Origin of the sequence: Rhodococcus sp. Q1, from assembly GCF_004153645.1 — a bacterium.
In the GTDB taxonomy this organism is placed as follows: domain Bacteria; phylum Actinomycetota; class Actinomycetes; order Mycobacteriales; family Mycobacteriaceae; genus Rhodococcus; species Rhodococcus gordoniae.
Genome location: NZ_SDMJ01000003.1, coordinates 483,202 through 501,125, shown reverse-complemented (window position 1 = coordinate 501,125; position 17,924 = coordinate 483,202). Strand labels below are relative to the sequence as shown.

Below are 17,924 nucleotides of genomic sequence, written 5' to 3'. Positions count from 1 at the left end.
GGTTCCTGTGACCGATGGATAGCCGCCGCCCACCGGTCCTACACGGCAGTCCGGTCAGACCGGACGGTGTTCTGCGGGATCCGTCGCTCCCTCTGCGACGGCGCGGAACCGTTCCAGGTCGTCCGGATGGAATTCCGGCCGGGCGACGACCGCGTCGACGAGCATGCGCAACTGGTGTTGCAATGCCGGCACGTACTCGGTGCGTCCCTGCTCCGAGACGGAGTCGACGAGCATGCGCAGCACCCGGGCGAGCGCTGTGGCGACGTGCAACTGCGCCGAACCGGCTTGTCGGATCTGCTCGAAGGCATGCTCGATGTACTCCTCGGGAGACAGGATCCACGGACGTAACAGAATCCGACCCTCCGCACCCGCGATCGCCGGCGCCGGATTGTCGGTGACCAGTAATGTGCGCAGGAGACTTCCGAGCCGCAGCACCACTTCGGTCGCGGTCGTCGGATCGTTGATCGCCTGGCTCAGCGCGCGCAGCGCGATGTCGACGAGTTGCCGCAGCGCGAAGTCCACGTCCTGCTGCATGGTACGTACATTCGAAATCTCCACGGCCGCCTCGAGTCGCCGTAGCGTCACAGCCCGCTCCGGCGTCGGATGGATCCGGAGAAGAGGTTCCCCTCGGTGGATGTACGCGCCGGGTCGTGTCTCCATTCGTACAACGGCCCTCGGTGGGACCACGGCGAGAACGAGCTCGGCCGGCGCCTGGGTCACCCAGCCCTCACGCGGGGCGTACACCGTCGCGCCTTCCGAGAAATCCGATTCCGGCACCCGCTCCGCGTGGAGCTCACGGTTCGCGCTGCGACCCGTGTGCGAGATGACATTCTCGGCTTCCGACGCGATGCTGCGCACGACCTCACCGACCTGCAGACCGTGAGCCAGCCGATTCAGATAGGCGATGATGAGAACCACGGTCGACACTGCGAGGGCCACCGCGAGAGTGGTCGACAGTGTCGGGGCCGGCGCCGCCTCGTCCGCGCCGATGTGGCGCAGCGTCAGTACGCAGTAGACGAACGTCGCGACCAGCATTCCGATGACCGTCTGGCTGACGCGGTCCCGGATGAAGGAGCGCATCACCCGCGGCGAGAACTGACTGCTGGCCAGCTGCAGGCTCACGACGGTCAACGAGAAGACGACACCGGCGGTGGTGATCGTGGCGCCCGCCACGGTGCTCAGCAGCCAGATCGCCGCATTGCTGTTCATCTTCATGCCCCAGGGGAAGGGGTCGACGCTCCGATCGATGTAGCCGCTCACCTCCGCCAGCACGGCTCCGGCGACGACGATGAGGGCGGGCAGAGCGAACAGACTCTCCCGAAATCGATACACCCCCGCAGCGATCCGTAGCTGCATCCACGATCTCGGCAGAGTGCTCATGCCCACCAAGCCAACCACCGAGTGCCGGTACTGCGGGTACTCGCATCGAACGTCCCTGCGGATCGGTCGTTGCCGATCCATGAGATACTCGACGGACAACTGAACAGCCACCGAACCGCGGCGGGAGAGTCCCGCACACAGCGGGCGCCGAAGGAGCAACCTCCCCGGGAATCTCTCAGGCCCCCAGACCGCCACGGCGAGGCTCCTCTGGAAAGCAACTCTTCCGGGTTCACCGAAGGTGTAAGCGGATCACGTCCGCGAAAGCTCTCAGGTCCGATGACAGAGCGGGGAACGACATCACCCGCTGGTGCTCTCTTCGAGCACCCTGGACCCGAGGAAGACGTGTGACCGTTTCCCTGGGCGCGCCGCCGCGCGCCGGTACTTCGCTGTCCGCGCCGCCGCGCGCTGTCGATTCGCTGTCCGAGCCGAGTGGCCCTGTTCTCCCTCCCTCCCCCACTCCGACGTCGCCGCCGCGTGCGAACCGGCGGCTCGGAATCGCCGCGATCGTGTTGTCCGCGACGGCGATGGGTGCCGCCGGCCTGTTCGGCCGCAAGGCCACACCCGACGGCGCGGTTCTCGGCGAGGCACTCACCCTCGGACGGATGGCGGTGGGGGCGATCGGCATGCTCGTCCTGATCGCGTTGTCCCGACGACTCGGGCAGGTGCGCCGAACCCGTTTGTCCTGGCCGGTCGTGGGAGGAGGCGTCTTCCTCGGACTGTCCCTCGCGACCTATCTGTCCGCCACGGTGTTGACCGACCTGTCCCGGGCCGTGGTGCTCCACTATCTCGGTCCCGTCGTCGCGACAATCCTCGCGCGGGTGTTCCTGAAGGAAGGGATCGGTCGCCTCGACGCGCTGTCGATCGGGACCGCGTTCGCCGGGATGCTCCTTGCCGCCGGTCTGGTGGGCGGTGATCCTTCCGGGGGCGAGCACGAGACGCTGGGCACGGTGCTGGGCGTGGCCTCGGGTCTCTTCTACGGTGCGGCTCTGCTGTGCTACCGCTGTCGCACCGACATGCCGTCCGACGTCCGGTCCCTGTGGAACTTCGTATTCGGTGCCGTCGCAACGGGCGCGATGGTCGTGGTGACCCGACCCGACATGTCGGGGATGACCGTGACGCAGTGGCTCTGGGCCGCCGGGTTCTTCGTCGTCTGCGGTCTGTTCGCCCTCGGCCTGCTCGTGGTCGCGGGGAAGCATCTTCGTGCTGCGGAGCTGTCCGGACTGTCCTACCTCGAAGTCGTGGTCGCACTGATGATCGGCATGGCGGCGTTCGGAGAGTCCGTGACGGTGCTCGCCGCGGGAGGCGCCGGGCTGATCCTGGTGGCCATGGCGCTACCGATGCTCGGACGCCGATAACGAGTGGGAGGGTGCGCCACTCGGCGCACCCTCCCACTCGGATCCGTTGGGCTACTGCTGTTGTCGCGGCGGTTCGGCCGCCTCTTCGGCCGCGTCGTTCGCCATCCAGCGTTGCGCCGGTGGCGGGGTGGGCAGAGCCGATCGGCCTCCGCCTGCGCCCTGCGCATCCTCTGTTGCGAGACCTGTCCGGACCGCAGGATCGACCGGCTTGCGCGCGACCGCCTCGGCTTCGGCGACAGCCTGGGCCACCTCCGGGTCGCGCTTGGTCGCGAACCAGTCCTCGACCTCGGCACTGTCGTCCTCGGGCCGCTGCAGCGCCTCTTCGACGGGACTCGGCTCGAACCGGAAGACACCGTCCTCACCGGGCGCGCCGAGGGTTCGCGCGAACCCTTCGAGCGCCTTACCGAAGTCGCTCGGCACCACCCACATCTTGTTGGCGTCGCCCTGCGCCATCTGCGGCAGCGTCTGCAGGTACTGGTAGGCGAGCAGTTCCGGAGTGGGCTTGCCGGCCTTGATCGCTGCGAACACCTTCTCGATGGACTTCGCCTCGCCCTGGGCCTCGAGATAGCGGGCCGCGCGATCACCCTGGGCGCGCAGAATCCGCGATTGCCGGTCGGCCTCGGCTTCGAGGATCGCGGCCTGTTTGGCGCCTTCGGCGGAGAGGATGCGCGATTGTTTGTCGCCCTCGGCGGTCTTGATCGCCGATTCGCGGTTGCCCTCGGCCGTGAGGATCATGGCACGCTTCTCACGATCGGCCTTCATCTGCTTCTCCATCGATTCCTGGATCGACGGCGGCGGATCGATGCTCTTGAGTTCGACTCGGGCCACCCTCAGTCCCCACCGTCCGGTGGCCTCGTCGAGCACACCCCGCAGCTGGCCGTTGATCGAATCGCGGGAGGTGAGGGTCTCTTCGAGGGTCATTCCGCCGACGACGTTGCGCAAGGTGGTGACGGTGAGCTGCTCGACGGCGGCGATGTAGTTGCTGATCTCGTAGACGGCGGCCTGCGGGTTCGTGACCTGGAAGTACACGACCGTATCGATGCTCAGCGTGAGGTTGTCCTGGGTGATGACCGGCTGCGGCGGGAACGAGACGACACGTTCGCGCAGATCGACCTTCGCCCGGATGCGATCGACGAAGGGCACCAGGAAGGTGAGCTGACCCGATGCCGTCCTGTAGTACCGGCCGAGACGCTCGATGACCGCGGCCTCCGCTTGAGGTACCAGCGATACCGATTTCGCCACGACCACCACGACCAGTGCCACCACCACGGCGAGCACGATCAATGCTTCCATCCTCAGACACCCCTCCATACGACGGCTGTCGCGCCGTTTATCTGCATCACTGTCACTGTCGTACCCGGCTCGTACACCTCGGTGGCATCCAGTGGTCGGGCGGTCCACACGTCGCCGTCGATCTTCACGCGCCCGGAATGCTCCCCTACCTGCTCCAGGACGAGGGCATGCTTTCCGGGGAGAGCGTCGATACCGGTCGGCAGAGCGGGCGGCAGGGAGTACCTCCGCCTCAGCATCGGCCGGACGCCGAGCAGCAGCACCACCGATGTCACCGCGAAGATCATCGCGTCGATCCAGACCGGAAGATCAGTCGCCGCGGAGACACCTCCGGTGACGAGCGCAGCGGCGCCGAGCATCAGCAGCGCGAAATCGCCCGTGAGCGCTTCGCCGGCCGCCAACGCCGCTCCGGCGATCAACCAAATCAATGCGGCCACGGTCACCATCGAACCACAAATCGGACATCCCGGCAGATGCCCTGGTGGAACAGCTGCCGCACGCGTCGTTCCTCCATGCTCCGTGACGCACGAGCGATTCCGGGGGTGGAATTCTTTATTTCTTCGACTTCCGTCCTGTCCGGATTACATCACCGAGTCATCACGTAACCGCTCGTGTACCGGTCCGAGGTGCGCCGGTCCTCAGCCCTCGTCGGGTTCGGTGACGAAGTCCACGAGACGCTCCACCGCGCCGATGAGATGTGATTCGAGGTCCCGGAACGAGTTCACGGCGCCGTACACTCGTTTCCACCCCTCCTGCGGTGTGCCCCAGCCGAGTTCACGGCACACCCCGGTCTTCCAATCCTCGCCGCGCGGGATGGTGGGCCAGGCGTCGATGCCCACGGCCTTCGGCTGCACCGCCTGCCACACGTCGATGTAGGGATGGCCGGTGACCATGACGTGCGGACCGAGGTTCGCGGTGAGGCGCTCCTCCTTGGACCCGGTGACCAGGTGGTCGGCGAGGACACCGACACGCCGGCCCGGTCCGGGCTCGAACTCGGCGAGGCGGGCACCGAGATTGTCGAGGCCCTCGAGCTGCTCGACGACCACTCCCTCGACCCGCAGATCGTGTCCCCACACCCGTTCGACGAGGGCGGCGTCGTGCACGCCCTCCACCCAGATCCGGCTGCCCCGCGCCACGCGTGCCCGCGCACCGTCGACACGGGTCGATCCCGAGGCCGACCGGGTCGACCGCGCCGCGGGACGGGCCTTCGGCCGGACGAGGGTGACGGGCGTTCCGTCGACGAGGAACGCCGCGGGCCGCATCGCGAACAGCCGGGTACGTCCCTGCGCGTCCTCGAGTCGCACGAAATTGCCGTCGTAGGTCTTCTCGATGCCTACGATCGCACCGCACCAACCGGATGCGGCGTCCTCGACGACGACACCGCGATCCGCTGCGAGTTCGGGAACGGCCTTCTTCTTCGTGCGGGCGTGACCGGCGTAGATGTCGCCGCCGTATATGTCGCGTGGGCTCACGCCGGTCGACCCTAGGACATCGCGCGGGGTGGCTCGCGCCGCCACGCCGACCACCGCCCGGGCCGCCGTATGCTTTCGGGGTGAGTTCTCCGAGCCTGACGCTGACCGTGTGGGCGGGGTCGTGGCTGTCCGGTCACACCTCCCCCGACGACGTGATCGACGCATTGCACGAATGGGCGCCGATGCATCTCGTGGGTGCCCACGATGCGGCGGCGGCCTCCGCAGCCGGCCTCCCCGACCGGGGGGTCGCCGACGGTGCCGCCCTGCTCCTCACCCTGATCCGCCGCGTCGACACCGCTGCCGGCGCGGGACTGCGTCTCGTCCTTCCCGCCCCGGGCGCCGTACACGCCCTGCCCGCCGGCACCGCGTTCGCATCGGCGGCACTCGCGGCAGGCGAAGGCGTCGTCGTGGGAGCGCCCGGTACCCCGGGACTGGGTCTGGTGCCCGTGATCGAGGGTCCGGACGTCCTGCGGTGGAATGTCTTCACCCTGCCCGCCGTCCTCGAGATCGCACTCGACGGTGGTCTGGGTGCGGCCGAGTACGCGATGAGGGAGGCGGTACGCGATGCCGCCTCCGCGCTGAGCGGTATCCCGACGGTCGGCACCGACGGTCGCCGTACCGACCCGCGAGCGGAGATCGCCGAGGAGGTCGCCGAACTCGCCCGGCACCGGTATCCCCCCTCACTGCCCGCACGTGCCGTGCGCATCCTCGACACCGCCGACCAGGTGGCGGCGATCCTCACCGTGGCGGGCCGCGGTGGGGGTCTGCGTGCCGGTTCGGTCTCGGGCACCGCCGGTCGCGAAGGCGCGCTGCAGCCGCTGTGGGCCGCGGTGCGCGAGGCCCGTGTCGGCGCGGTCGCGGCTGCTCTGCGGGCCGAGCATCATCGTTGACCGTTCCCGGGCCGCGCGGTGACCGATCGGTGAACGGCGCCCTCCCCCGTCGGTGACGCCGGGATGAACGGTGAGCACCCGCAGCCCGATCGGCCCGGAGCGTCGTTAACCTGACGATCCTGAGCTCGCCGGAGTCCGCCGGCGTGGGGACGAACAGGACAGTTCTCGATATGTCGCATCCTTCCGACCGATCCTGGCGTTCGAGCGCCACCCTCGCCCGTCTGCGCTCCGGACTCGCAACGCTCGGACCCGGCGAACAGCGCGTCGTGCGCACCGTGTTGACCGAGCCCGCCGCGGTGGTGGAGTTGTCCACCGCCGAGCTGGCGGCAGCATCGGGCACCTCCCCGGCGACCGTCGTACGCGCCTGCCAGAGTCTCGGTTTCCGCGGTTTCCACCATCTTCGTCTCGAACTGGCCCGGGCGGCACCGGATCCCGAGCACCCTCCTGCTACTCCTCTGGATTCGGCGTTCTCAGCCGCGACGGAAGCACTCACCGCGACCCGCGCAACCGTCGACGAGGCCGGTTTTGCACAGGTCGTCGACCTCGTCGTGAGAGCCCGTCGAATCCTGTTGGTAGGAAACGGTTTCTCGTCGCCGCCGATCCAGGACGCGGCCCTGCGCCTCACCACGGCCGGTCGCAGTGTCGAGGCTCCGGTCGACATTCTCGGTCAGCAGTTCTCGGCCCGGCTCCTGACCGCCGACGACCTGTGTCTCGCGGTCAGCTATTCGGGCGCGAACACACACACTCTCCGGGCATGTACCGCCGCACACGAGCGCGGTGCCACGATCGTGTCGGTGACGAGCTACCCCGGCACACCACTGACACGCATCTCGGATCATGTGCTGATCGCCGGTGCAGGTGCCCACGAGAACGAAGCGGACTCGTTCTCGGCACGCGTGTCGCAGAGCACGATCCTGTACGCGCTGCAACGAGCCGTGCTCGCCCACCCGGAGCATCCGGAGGTTCACACCGGCGCCCACGACGTGGTGGCGGCAGCGCTGACCGACACACTTCCCGATTGTTAACCCGTTCGACAACGCCCGTTCCGGACGAAGGGGCCGAACGTTCGATCCAACCGCCCACGATATGCCTTGCCGGAACGGTGTTCCGGAGGCAGTGGAACGGTGAGAGAGGCAAATCGTGGAGTCCATCGAGGTCGACGGTGTGTTCAATGTGCGCTCGGTGTCGGGGCCGTACCTGGCCCCCAGCCGACTGTTCCGTTCCGCCACGCTCGACCACCTGACGGACGAAGGGCGGAAGGTGCTCGAGCAGATCGGGATCCGAACGGTCATCGATCTGCGGGACAACCGCGAGCGACCGGGGAGCACGGCCACCGCATCGTGGAACGTCCTGCACCATCCGCTCTACGATCCGGCGACCGGCCCACCCCGAAGCGGTGAGATCACCGCGATCTACCGCACCCTGCTCGACGAGCGCGGCACCGCTCTCACCGACGCCGTCCGGACCCTCGCGTACTCTCCCGCCCCGGCGCTCGTGCACTGCACCGCAGGCAAGGACCGCACCGGACTCGTCGTCGCAGTGGCGGCGGCCGCGGTCGGAGTACCCGACTCGGCGATCCTCGACGACTACTCGTGCTCGGGGCCTCGGCTGCGACCGTACCGCGAGAATGCGGTGCGGATTCTGCTCTCCGATCTGACGCTCGACCCGGCACAGTACGCGGAATCCGTGGAACTGCACCTGGATTCCCCGGCCCCGGCCCTGCAGTCGGCACTCGACCACATTCGTCGGCGACACGGGTCGGTGACGGGATATCTCGATGCCCACGGCTTCACCGCGGACGATCTCGCTGCTCTGCGAACCCGCCTGCTCGGCGAACCGGAACTGACGGTGTTGCACCTGAGCGACGTCCATGCACGCGGTACCGAGGACCCCTCAGGGCGCGGTACCGAAGAATTCTTCTTCGGTGTCGACGGCGTGGGACGTCTCCGTGCGGTGATCGAGGGAGCCTCGACGTCGCGTCTACGGCCGGACATCGTGGTCGTCACAGGTGATCTCGCACATCGGCGGGCGGTCTCCACCTATCCGCGACTCGCTGCGGTCTTCGACGAGATCCGCACGCGTCTGCAGTGCCCGGTGCTCACGGTGCCGGGCAACCACGACGACCCGGTCGCCTTCGCGTCGGTGTTCGGCACGAATCCTGAGGAACACCTTCGAGGGTTCCGGGTGCTCGGTGTCGACACGAGTCCGGGGTCGCTCTCATCGGACGAGCTCGAGCGGTTGTCGCACGAACTCGCGACTCCGGCTCCGTACGGGACGGTGGTCGTGATGCATCATCCGCCGGTTCCGTCGCCTGCCGCCACGTTGACGGGCCGTGAACTCGCCCGCGCCGACGAATTCGCCGCGGTACTGCGTGGTTCCGATGTCACCGCGATCCTCGCCGGCCATTTCCATCACCCGATGGCCGGTGTGTTCGCGGGGGTCCCCGTCTGGGTCGGCGGCTCTCTGGCCTACCTGCAGGACATCGGAACGCCGGGGGACTCCCTCGTCGCCTTCGACGACCCTGCCTACTCGCTCGTGCAGTGTTCCCGTTCCGGTGTCCGTGCCCTACCCGTGGCACTGCGCACCCCTGAGGTGCTGTTCCGGTCGAGCCCTACGCTCACCGTCGCCTCCTGATCCTCATCTCCCTCCCCGTCGTCCCATCACAGGAGCACAAGTGACATCCCTTCCCCGTCTCGTGTCGGTTGCCGCGCTCGGCACGGTCGCCGCATTCGCCCTCGCGGCCTGCTCGGAGCCGGCCGCCTCCGATTCGGAGCAGACCGGTTCGTCCACCGGCGACGCGCAGACCATCACGGTCTACACCTCCGAACCACAGGCCAAGATCGACGAGATCGCCGCAGCATTCACCGATGAGACAGGTATCGGTGTCGAGATCTTCCGGGCCGGCACCGGTGACCTGACGGCTCGGATCGAGGCCGAACGCACCACCGGTGAGATCGGCGCGGACGTGCTGCTCGCCGCCGACGCCCCGACCTTCGAAGGCTACAAATCCGAAGGGCTCCTGCAGCAGTACACACCCACCGAGTCGAACGCGCTGAATCCCGATGTCGTCGACCCGGAGGGCTATTACGTCGGCACACGGATCATCCCGACCGTCATCGCCTACAACACGACGGCCATCGAGACGCCCCCGACCTCGTGGAAGGAGCTCACCGATCCGGGCTATCTCGGACGCATCACCCTGCCGAACCCGAACGTCTCGGGTGCTGCGGCGTTCAACACCGCCGTCTGGCTCGACACCTCCGAGCTCGGCGAGCAGTGGCTCGCCGGTCTTGCCGCGAACGAGCCCGTCGTCGCCGAGAGCAACGGCCCGGTCGGCCAGGCGGTCGCGGCCGGGACGCAACCGGTCGGCATCGTCGTCGACTATCTCGTCCGCGAACTCGCCGCGAAGGGATCTCCGATCGCGGTGTCCTATCCCACCGACGGTGTCCCGTACATCACCCAGCCCGCCGGCATCTTCACCGACTCCGACCGGACCGAAGCCGCCCAGAAGTTCGTCGATTTCCTCGTGAGCAGGAAGGGGCAGGAAATCGCGGTCTCACAGCAGTATCTTCCGGTGCGGGACGACGTGGGCACACCTGCCGGTGCTCCCGCCCTGTCCGAACTCACGCTGCTGACACCGGACCTCCAGACGATCACGGACACCCAGGACGAGGCTGTCCGGAAGTTCGATGACCTCGTCGGCTGACCTCCGCACTCGGCCCGCCGCCCGCATGCCCTCCGGGCGGCGGGCCGATCCCGTCCTCGGTGTGCGGGTCGCGGTGTGGGTGTTCGTCGCCGCCGCGATCATCGCCCCACTCGCGACCGTGGTGGCGCTCGGCGCGAACGGGCGGCACATCGGGCAACTCCTCGACGACGATATCGCCGGGGCCGCGATCAACAGCGTCGTCTCGGCGGGATGCTCGGCGTTGTTCGCCGTCGTCCTGGCCACCGCGATGGCGTTGTTCCTCGACCGTACCGATCTACCCGGCCGAGGCTCCCTCCGCCTGATCCTGCTGTCGCCCCTGTTGATTCCGCCGTTCGTCGGTGCCATCGCCTGGACGGGGCTGCTCGGCCCCAGCGGAATGGTCAACCGCTTCTGGACCGACCACGTCGGAGGCCCGCTCTGGAACATCTACGGGGGCGACGGGGTGGTGTTCCTCCTGACGGTGCACTCCTATCCGATGGCATATCTCATCATTTCGACCGCGCTACGCAGGATCCCCGGAGACCTCGAGCAGGTGGCGCGCATCGGCGGAGCCTCGCCCTGGCAGGCGATGCGCACCGTGACGATCCCCCTGCTGCGACCGGCACTTCTCGCCGCGTTCACCCTCACTGCGGTGGGCAACCTCGCCGACTTCGGCATTCCGGCCCTCGTCGGGCTGCCCGAGCGATACACGACCCTGTCGACGATGGTCTACCGGTACATCCAGTCGGGGACGGTCGATCGTCCCCTCGAGGTGGTGTCCACCATCGGCGTCGCCCTGCTGGCGCTCGCAGTGCTCGCCGTGGTGACGGACCGCGGATTGTCCCGCCGGCACCGGCAACTCGACGGAGCCGTCACCGCACGACGACAGATCCGGCTCGGGCGTGCGCGCGTCCCGGCCGGTGTCGCCGCGTGGGTCGTCGGCCTCGGCCTGACCGTCCTGCCGGTCCTGGCTCTCGCGACGCAGGCGCTGCTACCGGCGCCGGGCGTTCCGCTGACCTGGGACAACTTGACCCTGGACAGCATGGTTGCGGCCGTGACCGCGCCGGGAACCTCGGTCGGAGTGAAGAATTCGCTGATTCTGGCCGTCGGTGCAGGCGTCGTGTGCGCGGTGGCCGGCCTGGCGATCGGCGTGCTCACCACGCGCACCCGATCCCGCGACAATGCGGGGCTCGACCTGACGGTGATGCTCCCGCAGGCGGTGCCCGGCCTCGTCATCGCGGTCGGATGGCTCATTCTGGGCCGGTACACCGGATTGTTCGACACGCGGTGGGTGATCCTCTGCGCCTATGTGACGGCTTTCCTCGCAGTCGTCGTCCAGGCCGTACGCGCCCCGCTGTCGACCACGTCCGAGTCCCTGGAAGAGGTGGCCCGCACATCCGGCGCGTCGCGGCTTCGAGCGCTGCGGGACGTGCCGTGGGCGATGACCGTACCGGCCGCCGTGACCGGAGGCGTGCTGGTCGCCGTGACCGCGGTACGTGAACTGACGATGTCGGTGCTGCTCGTCGCGCCGGGCACCCAGACGCTGGGTGTGTCGATCTTCAATCTGCAGCAGGCCGGCGACTACAACGCCGCATCGGCGTTGTCCCTGCTCGTCGCGCTCGTGGGAATCGCCGGCCTCGGTGCGGTCACGGCTTCCCGTGCGGCTCGCTGAACTACTCACAGATCGGATAATTTTTCATGTCCGCGATCACCCTGACCGGTGTCGACCTGCGCTTCCCCGACGGCACCGCAGGACTGTCCGGCATCGACCTCGACGTTCGGGACGGCGAATTCGTAGCCCTCGTCGGTCCGTCCGGATCGGGGAAGACGACCCTGCTCCGCACGGTGGCCGGCTTTCTCGACCCCACCGAGGGCACGATCCGGCTCGGTGAAGACGTCGTTGCCGACGGCACTCGGAGTGTCCCCCCGGAGAAGCGCCGTCTGGGCATGGTGTTCCAGAACCACGCCATCTGGCCGCACCGGAATGTGGGCCGCAATGTCGCGTATCCGCTGGAGATCGCGAAGCTCCCGCGTGCCCACCGCGCGTCGCGGGTCGCCGAGGTGCTCGAGCTGGTGGGGCTTCCGGGTCTGGAGAAGCGGGATCCGGCGACCCTGTCCGGCGGGCAGCGACAACGGGTGGCGCTCGCGCGCGCACTTGCCGGCCGGCCCCGCGCTCTGTTGCTCGACGAGGCGTTGTCCGCCCTCGACGAGCCGCTCCGCGACCGGTTGCGTCTCGAATTGCGCACCCTCACCCGCTCCCAGCAACTCACGGTCGTCCACGTGACACACGATCGTGCCGAGGCGCTGGCGCTCGCCGACCGCGTCGTGGTGCTCGACCACGGCCGGATCCTGCAGATCGGCACACCCGAGGATCTCGTGCTCCGCCCGCGGTCCGCCTTCGTCGCCTCGTTCTTGTCGGATGCGAATCTGCTGACCGGAAGCGTGTCGGCGGACGGCTTCGTCAGCGACGACGGTGCCGTCCGGCTGCGACCGGATGCGATTCCGGACGATGCCTCCGGGCCGGGCACTCTCGCAGTTCTTCCCGGCGACATCACGTTGACGGCACCACAGGACGCGCCGAGGCAGGGCATCGTGATGTCGTCGCTGTTCGGACGCGATGCCAGCGACGTCGTCGTCTCGTGCCGCGGTATCGAATTTCGTTGTGCCGTCGCAGGGTTACGTCCGGCGGTCGGAGACCGCGTGGGAGTGTCCGTCCACCGCGCGCTGTTCTATTCGTCGACCGGCAGGGTGACGACCGACGAGGACGCGAACGTGTTGTCCGGGGCGGGTCGATGAACACCACCCGACTGGCTCTCGTACGGCACGGGCGTACCGACTGGAATCGGCGCGGCCTGCTGCAGGGCAGCACCGACGTCCCACTCGACGAGGTCGGCCGGGAGCAGGCACGGGGCGCCGCGCGCCTACTCGACCTCCTCGACCCCACCGGCTGGGACACCGTTGTGTCCTCGCCGCTGTCACGCGCGTACGACACCGGCCGAATCGTGGCCGCCCATCTGTGCATCGGGATGTCCGGAACGATTCCGGATCTGGCCGAACGTACCTACGGCGATGCCGAGGGCTCGACCCGGGAGGACGCCGAGGCGCGCTGGCCCGGCGGGAATTTCCCCGGACTCGAACCCCTGGGGGCAGTCGCCACGAGAGGCGTACGCGCACTCGACGTCGCTGCCGCGATGCACCCCGGCTGCCGGATCGTGGTCGTCTCGCACGGCGCACTGATCCGCGCTGTACTCGACCGGTTGTCACCGGAACCCGCGCCGCGCATCGTCAACGGCGCCGTGAGCGAACTCGAATGGTCCGGCCGGTGGGTGGTGCGATCGGTCAACCGCACCGCGCCACCGGACCCGCACGCCTGCGCGGGGCGGGTCAGCTCCGCTGCGCGGTGACCAGCAGGTATTCCCAGTCCATCGCTCCGCCACCGAGATCGTGACGCTGGGCGAGTTCGAGGAGCTCACGATCGAGGGACGTGACCCGCTCCTGATCGTCGGCGATGTTGCGGTACACCGCGATCGTGGGACCGTATGCGGCCTTGAAGAAGTCCCGGAAGTCCGCACCGGTCGCGAAGCACTCGACACGGAGATTCTCGGTGCGTGCCTGCAGGTCGGTGACGCGATCGCCGATCAGTTCTCGTACGTGCACCTCGTCGCCCCACAGCGGTGGCGGTTGCGCGCCCGGAGGAGGCGGCGGCGCATACGGTTTCATCGTCGCGAACATCTGTCCGATGAAGCCACCCGGTGTCCAGCTCAGCAGGCCGATTCGGCCACCCGGCCGTGTCACCCGGAGCAGCTGGTCGGCGGCGGCTCGGTGGTAGGGCGCGAACATCACTCCGACGCAGGAGATCACGGCGTCGAAGCTCGCATCGTCGAACGGGAGCGCTTCGGCGTCCGCCTCCTGCCAGTCGAGATCCGCACCGGCCGCCTCGGCGTCACGCCGACCGACCTCGAACAGTTCCGGTGTCAGGTCGGTGGCGACGACCGTCGCTCCGGTGAGCGCGGCCGGAATCGAGGCGTTGCCGGACCCCGCGGCGATGTCCAGGACGCGGTCGTCCGGACCGATTCCGGTTGCGGACACGAGTGCGGGTCCGAGTTCGGCGATGACCTGTGTCGCCACCGCCGGATAGTCGCCGAGTGCCCACATCGCCCGGTGCTTGGCCTTGAGGACGCGATCGGCGTCGTGTGTCGTGGAGATGTCGGTCATCAGAGGATTCCTCCTGTCGAGGGACCCGGCTTCGGCACCGTCGGGCGGCGGCCCCGGGTCACAGATCGACTGTAGGAAGGCCGGGACGGTGTCCTCCAGTACACAATCTGTACCGCATCGCCGTCCGTTCGTGCTGGTCGCGGCGGTCCGACCGGCCTACTATCCGATCATGGGCCCGCCCTACCAGCAGTTCTGTCCCGTCGCCAAGGCGATGGAACTGTTCGACGAGAGGTGGACGCTGCTCGTGGTGCGCGAACTCGTGCTCGGCAGCGAACGGTTCAACGACCTCCGACGGGGCCTGCCCCGCATGTCACCGACGCTGTTGTCGAAGCGGTTGCACGGGCTCGCGGCGGCGGGCATCGTGCAGCGCCTCGAGGACGGAACCGACGTCCGGTACGTGCTCACACCCGCAGGACGCGACCTCGAGACCGTCGTCGACGCGCTCGGCGCCTGGGGGACGCGCTGGACCGGCAGGCTCGGCGACGCCGATCTCGATCCGAGGCTGCTGATGTGGGACATGCACCGGCACGTCGACCGTGCCGCCGTGCCGGGATCACGGACGGTCGTCGAGTTCGTCTTCCCAGCGGTCACCCACGCGGCGCGCCGGTGGTGGCTCGTCATCGGTCCCCACGAGGTCGACGTATGCGACGAGAACCCGGGATTCGAGGTCTCGGTCCGGGTGACGGCCGGGTTGCGGGAGCTGACCGAGATCCGGCGCGGCGAAGCCACCTGGTCGGACGCCGTGCGTTCGGGCACCGTCGTCGTCGACGGGCCGAGCGTCCTGCGTCGGTCTCTGCCGCGCTGGTTCCGCTTTCCCCTCGCCGTACCGGCCGGACAACCCGCCGGATGAGGCGGTGCGACAGATCAGTCCAGATCAGTCGGCGGGCCGGGCCGGGCGTTTCGGCGGCTCGCAGCACCCGACGGCGCACAGGCTCCCGTTGCACCCGGCTCCGAGCAGCGGTTCGGTGCCGCAGCGGCGGGCGGTGACCCCGTCGCGCCGTTCGTCGACGAGTTCGCGGACGAGTCGAGCGAAGCGCGGGTCGGTTCCGGCCGTGGCCGCGCGCGAGAAGCCCATGCCCAGCTCGGCGGCGCGGTCGCGGGCTTCGGTGTCGAGATCCCACACGACCTCGAGGTGGTCGGAGACGAATCCGACCGGCACGACCACGACCGCAGTCACGCCGCGTTCGTGCAGGGCCTCGATATGGTCGACGATGTCGGGTTCGAGCCACGGCACCCGCGGCGGACCCGACCGCGACTGCCACACCAGGTCGTAGTCGTCCTCGCCGAGCGCCTCGGCCACCAGCCGCGCGGCCTCGGCGACCTGGCGACTGTAGAGATGTCCGCCTTCCTCCGGCGGACCACCCGTCGCGTCGAAGGAACTCGGGACGGAGTGGGCCGTGAAGACCACGCGTGCGGAGTCGCGCACCTCATCCGCGAGTTCGACGCGCGCTGCGCGCACCGCATCGGTGACGGCGTCGACGAACAGCGGGTGATCGTAGAAGTGCCGCAGCTTCGTCAGCTGCGGAGCGTTCTCGACGGCGTCCCGAGCCCGCGCGATGTCCTCGTGGTACTGCCGGCATCCCGAGTAACCGCCCCAGGCGGACGTCGCGAACACCAGCGCGTTGCGGATCCCGTCGTCGCGCATCCGGGTGACGGTGTCCTCGACCATGGGATGCCAGTTGCGGTTGCCGAAGTAGATCGGCAGTTCGATGCCGTGCGCGTCGAATTCGACGCGCACGGCATCGATGATCGCCCGGTTGAGGGCATTGATCGGCGAGACACCCCCGAAATGCAGGTAATGCTGCGCGACCTCGTCGAGCCGTTCCGGGGGGATACCTCGTCCGCGGGTGACGTTCTCGAGAAACGGCCGCACGTCGTCGGGACCTTCCGGTCCGCCGAACGACAACAGCATCAGCGCGTCGTACGCCTCGGGGGTGTTCGTCATCGAAATGCCTTCCGTGGTGCGGTCAGCCGCCGAAGCCGACCTGGGAGTGGAACCCGCCGTCGACGTAGACGATGGAACCCGTCGTCCCGGGTAGCCAGTCGGACAGCACCGCACACACGGTCTTCGCCACAGGCGTCGGATCATCGACGTCCCAGCCGATCGGGGACGCGGCCGACCAACCCTCGTTGAGCCGGTTCATCTCGGCGCCCGGACCGGTCGCGTCGCCGGCGATGGCCTTCGCGGCGAGCGTCTTGATCGGGCCGGCGGCGACGAGATTGGACCGGATACCGCGCGGGCCGACCTCCTTGGCCACGTAACGGTTCACCGACTCGAGCGTCGCCTTGGAGACACCCATCCAGTTGTAGAACGGCACGGCCCGGGACGGATCGAAATCCATTCCCACGATCGAACCGCCCTCGTTCATCACGGGAAGGACGGCCTTGGCGAGCGCACCGTACGAGTAGGCCGACACCTCGAGTGCCACCGCGACGTCCGTCCACGGCGCGTCGAGGAAGGGGCTGCCCAGGCACGATCGGGGCGCGAAACCGATGGAATGGACGACACCGTCGATTCCTTCCGGTGCGAGTTCGCGGATCTTGTCGGCGAGACCGTCGAGATCCTCCTGGTTCTGCACGTCGAGGCTGATCGCCGGCGGCACAGGCTGCGGGAGACGCTGCGCGATCCGGTCGATCAACCGGAGACGTTCGAAACCGGTGATGATCACCTTCGCGCCCTGTTCCTGCGCGACCTTCGCGGTGTGGAAGGCGATGGAGGCATCGGTGATGATGCCGGTGACGAGAATGGTCTTGCCCTCGAGCAGTCCGCCCATGAGTGTGTCGGTCCTCCAGTGAGATTCGGATGTGGTCGGTGCGACCGCGGTATGGTCCGCCGGACCGTCAGTGGCCCATGCCCATGCCGCCGTCGACCGGGATCACGGCGCCGGAGACGTAGGCGGAGTCGTCGGAAGCGAGGAAGCTGACGACGGCTGCAACATCCTCGGGCCTGCCCAGGCGCTGCAGCGGGATGAACTTCTTCGCGGTCTCACGCAGGTCGTCGGACAGATCAGCGGTCATGTCCGTCTCGATGAAACCGGGGGCGACGACATTGGCCGTGATCGAGCGCGAACCGAGTTCGCGAGTGACGGAGCGGGCGAGACCGATGACACCGGCCTTCGAGGATGCGTAGTTGATCTGACCGGCCTGGCCCGCGAGACCGACCACCGAGCCGAGGAAGATCATGCGGCCCCAGCGGCCACGCAGCATCGCGCGGTTCGCGCGCTTGGCACATCGGAAGGCGCCGGTGAGGTTCGCGTCGATGACCGAGGTGAACTGGTCCTCGGTCATGCGCATCAGCAGGGTGTCGTCGGTGATGCCGGCGTTCGCCACGAGCACCTCGACAGGACCCTGATGATCCTCGACCTCTGCGAACGCGGCATCGACCGAATCGGCGTCGGTGACATCGCACCGCACACCGAACAGGCCGTCGGGCGCACCCGAACCGCGATGGGTGACGGCGACCTTGTGGCCGTCCGCCTGCAGCCGACGGGCGACGGCGAGGCCGATCCCGCGGTTTCCACCCGTGACGAGCACGGATCGAGGGGTGGCACCCGCACGCGTGGACGCTGCGGCACTTTCTGCGTCAGTCATGCGTTCCAACCTATCTGGTGGCCGGTCCAGGACGGAAAACGCTCCG

The 17,924-nt window shown here is 68.3% G+C and carries 17 protein-coding genes and 1 riboswitch; of the genes, 9 read left to right on the top strand and 8 right to left on the bottom strand.

Going from position 1 to position 17,924, the window contains the following annotated elements:
• Positions 1-54: 54 nt before the first annotated feature.
• Positions 55-1,380 (bottom strand): DUF2254 domain-containing protein, encoded by a 1,326-nt coding sequence (locus EQ874_RS10855; RefSeq protein ID WP_242496710.1) that lies wholly within the window; start codon positions 1,378-1,380, stop codon positions 55-57.
• Between the two features lie 111 nt (positions 1,381-1,491).
• Positions 1,492-1,581: riboswitch (glycine riboswitch) on the top strand.
• A gap of 143 nt (positions 1,582-1,724) precedes the next feature.
• Here EQ874_RS10855 and EQ874_RS10850 point away from each other — a divergent pair.
• The gene (locus EQ874_RS10850; protein ID WP_129976736.1) at positions 1,725-2,735 is read left to right on the top strand and encodes a DMT family transporter; all 1,011 of its coding nucleotides are present in this window, start codon (positions 1,725-1,727) and stop codon (positions 2,733-2,735) included.
• Between the two features lie 51 nt (positions 2,736-2,786).
• Here EQ874_RS10850 and EQ874_RS10845 read toward each other — a convergent pair whose 3' ends face one another.
• From EQ874_RS10845 to EQ874_RS10835, 3 genes are all read right to left on the bottom strand, one after another.
• Positions 2,787-4,028, bottom strand: coding sequence for an SPFH domain-containing protein (locus EQ874_RS10845; protein ID WP_064064874.1), 1,242 nt, complete (start codon positions 4,026-4,028; stop codon positions 2,787-2,789).
• Positions 4,029-4,030: 2 nt separating this feature from the next.
• Positions 4,031-4,471 (bottom strand): NfeD family protein, encoded by a 441-nt coding sequence (locus tag EQ874_RS10840; protein WP_129976735.1) that lies wholly within the window; start codon positions 4,469-4,471, stop codon positions 4,031-4,033.
• 192 nt (positions 4,472-4,663) lie between these two features.
• A complete protein-coding gene (locus EQ874_RS10835; RefSeq protein ID WP_129976734.1) occupies positions 4,664-5,497 on the bottom strand; it encodes a DUF3097 domain-containing protein in 834 nt (277 codons plus the stop codon).
• Between the two features lie 80 nt (positions 5,498-5,577).
• On the opposite strand from EQ874_RS10835, the gene EQ874_RS10830 reads away from it, so the two are divergent.
• The 7 genes from EQ874_RS10830 (at position 5,578) to EQ874_RS10800 (ending at position 13,476) form a co-directional block, all read left to right on the top strand.
• The gene (locus EQ874_RS10830) at positions 5,578-6,387 is read left to right on the top strand and encodes a hypothetical protein (protein WP_064064877.1); all 810 of its coding nucleotides are present in this window, start codon (positions 5,578-5,580) and stop codon (positions 6,385-6,387) included.
• Between the two features lie 170 nt (positions 6,388-6,557).
• Entirely contained in the window at positions 6,558-7,412 is an 855-nt protein-coding gene (locus EQ874_RS10825) for a MurR/RpiR family transcriptional regulator (RefSeq protein WP_064064878.1), read from the top strand.
• 115 nt (positions 7,413-7,527) lie between these two features.
• Complete coding sequence (locus tag EQ874_RS10820) at positions 7,528-9,021, top strand: tyrosine-protein phosphatase (RefSeq protein ID WP_129976733.1); 1,494 nt, start codon at positions 7,528-7,530, stop codon at positions 9,019-9,021.
• Between the two features lie 40 nt (positions 9,022-9,061).
• A complete protein-coding gene (locus EQ874_RS10815; protein WP_129976732.1) occupies positions 9,062-10,093 on the top strand; it encodes an ABC transporter substrate-binding protein in 1,032 nt (343 codons plus the stop codon).
• Between the two features lie 25 nt (positions 10,094-10,118).
• The gene (locus EQ874_RS10810) at positions 10,119-11,744 is read left to right on the top strand and encodes an iron ABC transporter permease (RefSeq protein ID WP_129976923.1); all 1,626 of its coding nucleotides are present in this window, start codon (positions 10,119-10,121) and stop codon (positions 11,742-11,744) included.
• A 26-nt stretch (positions 11,745-11,770) separates the two neighbouring features.
• Positions 11,771-12,868, top strand: coding sequence for an ABC transporter ATP-binding protein (locus EQ874_RS10805; protein ID WP_129976731.1), 1,098 nt, complete (start codon positions 11,771-11,773; stop codon positions 12,866-12,868).
• Positions 12,865-13,476: a histidine phosphatase family protein gene (locus EQ874_RS10800; protein WP_129976730.1), complete on the top strand. Its 612-nt coding sequence runs from the start codon at positions 12,865-12,867 to the stop codon at positions 13,474-13,476. The genes EQ874_RS10805 and EQ874_RS10800 overlap by 4 nt, the downstream gene beginning before the upstream one ends.
• Here the strand turns inward: EQ874_RS10800 and EQ874_RS10795 are convergent.
• Positions 13,457-14,287, bottom strand: a complete 831-nt coding sequence (locus tag EQ874_RS10795) for a class I SAM-dependent methyltransferase (RefSeq protein WP_129976729.1) — start codon at positions 14,285-14,287, stop codon at positions 13,457-13,459. The two genes, EQ874_RS10800 and EQ874_RS10795, sit on opposite strands and share 20 nt — an antisense overlap.
• 169 nt (positions 14,288-14,456) lie before the next feature.
• Between EQ874_RS10795 and EQ874_RS10790 the strand changes: the two genes are divergently transcribed.
• Complete coding sequence (locus EQ874_RS10790) at positions 14,457-15,137, top strand: helix-turn-helix domain-containing protein (RefSeq protein WP_064064991.1); 681 nt, start codon at positions 14,457-14,459, stop codon at positions 15,135-15,137.
• Between the two features lie 24 nt (positions 15,138-15,161).
• On the opposite strand, the gene EQ874_RS10785 is transcribed toward EQ874_RS10790, so the two are convergent.
• From EQ874_RS10785 to fabG1, 3 genes are all read right to left on the bottom strand, one after another.
• Entirely contained in the window at positions 15,162-16,232 is a 1,071-nt protein-coding gene (locus EQ874_RS10785; RefSeq protein WP_129976728.1) for a ferrochelatase, read from the bottom strand.
• Between the two features lie 22 nt (positions 16,233-16,254).
• The gene (inhA, locus tag EQ874_RS10780; RefSeq protein WP_016935267.1) at positions 16,255-17,061 is read right to left on the bottom strand and encodes an NADH-dependent enoyl-ACP reductase InhA; all 807 of its coding nucleotides are present in this window, start codon (positions 17,059-17,061) and stop codon (positions 16,255-16,257) included.
• 67 nt (positions 17,062-17,128) lie between these two features.
• Positions 17,129-17,878 carry a 3-oxoacyl-ACP reductase FabG1 gene (gene fabG1, locus EQ874_RS10775; RefSeq protein ID WP_064064883.1) on the bottom strand — a complete coding sequence of 250 codons (750 nt, stop codon included), beginning with the start codon at positions 17,876-17,878 and terminating at the stop codon, positions 17,129-17,131.
• Positions 17,879-17,924: the final 46 nt, after the last annotated feature.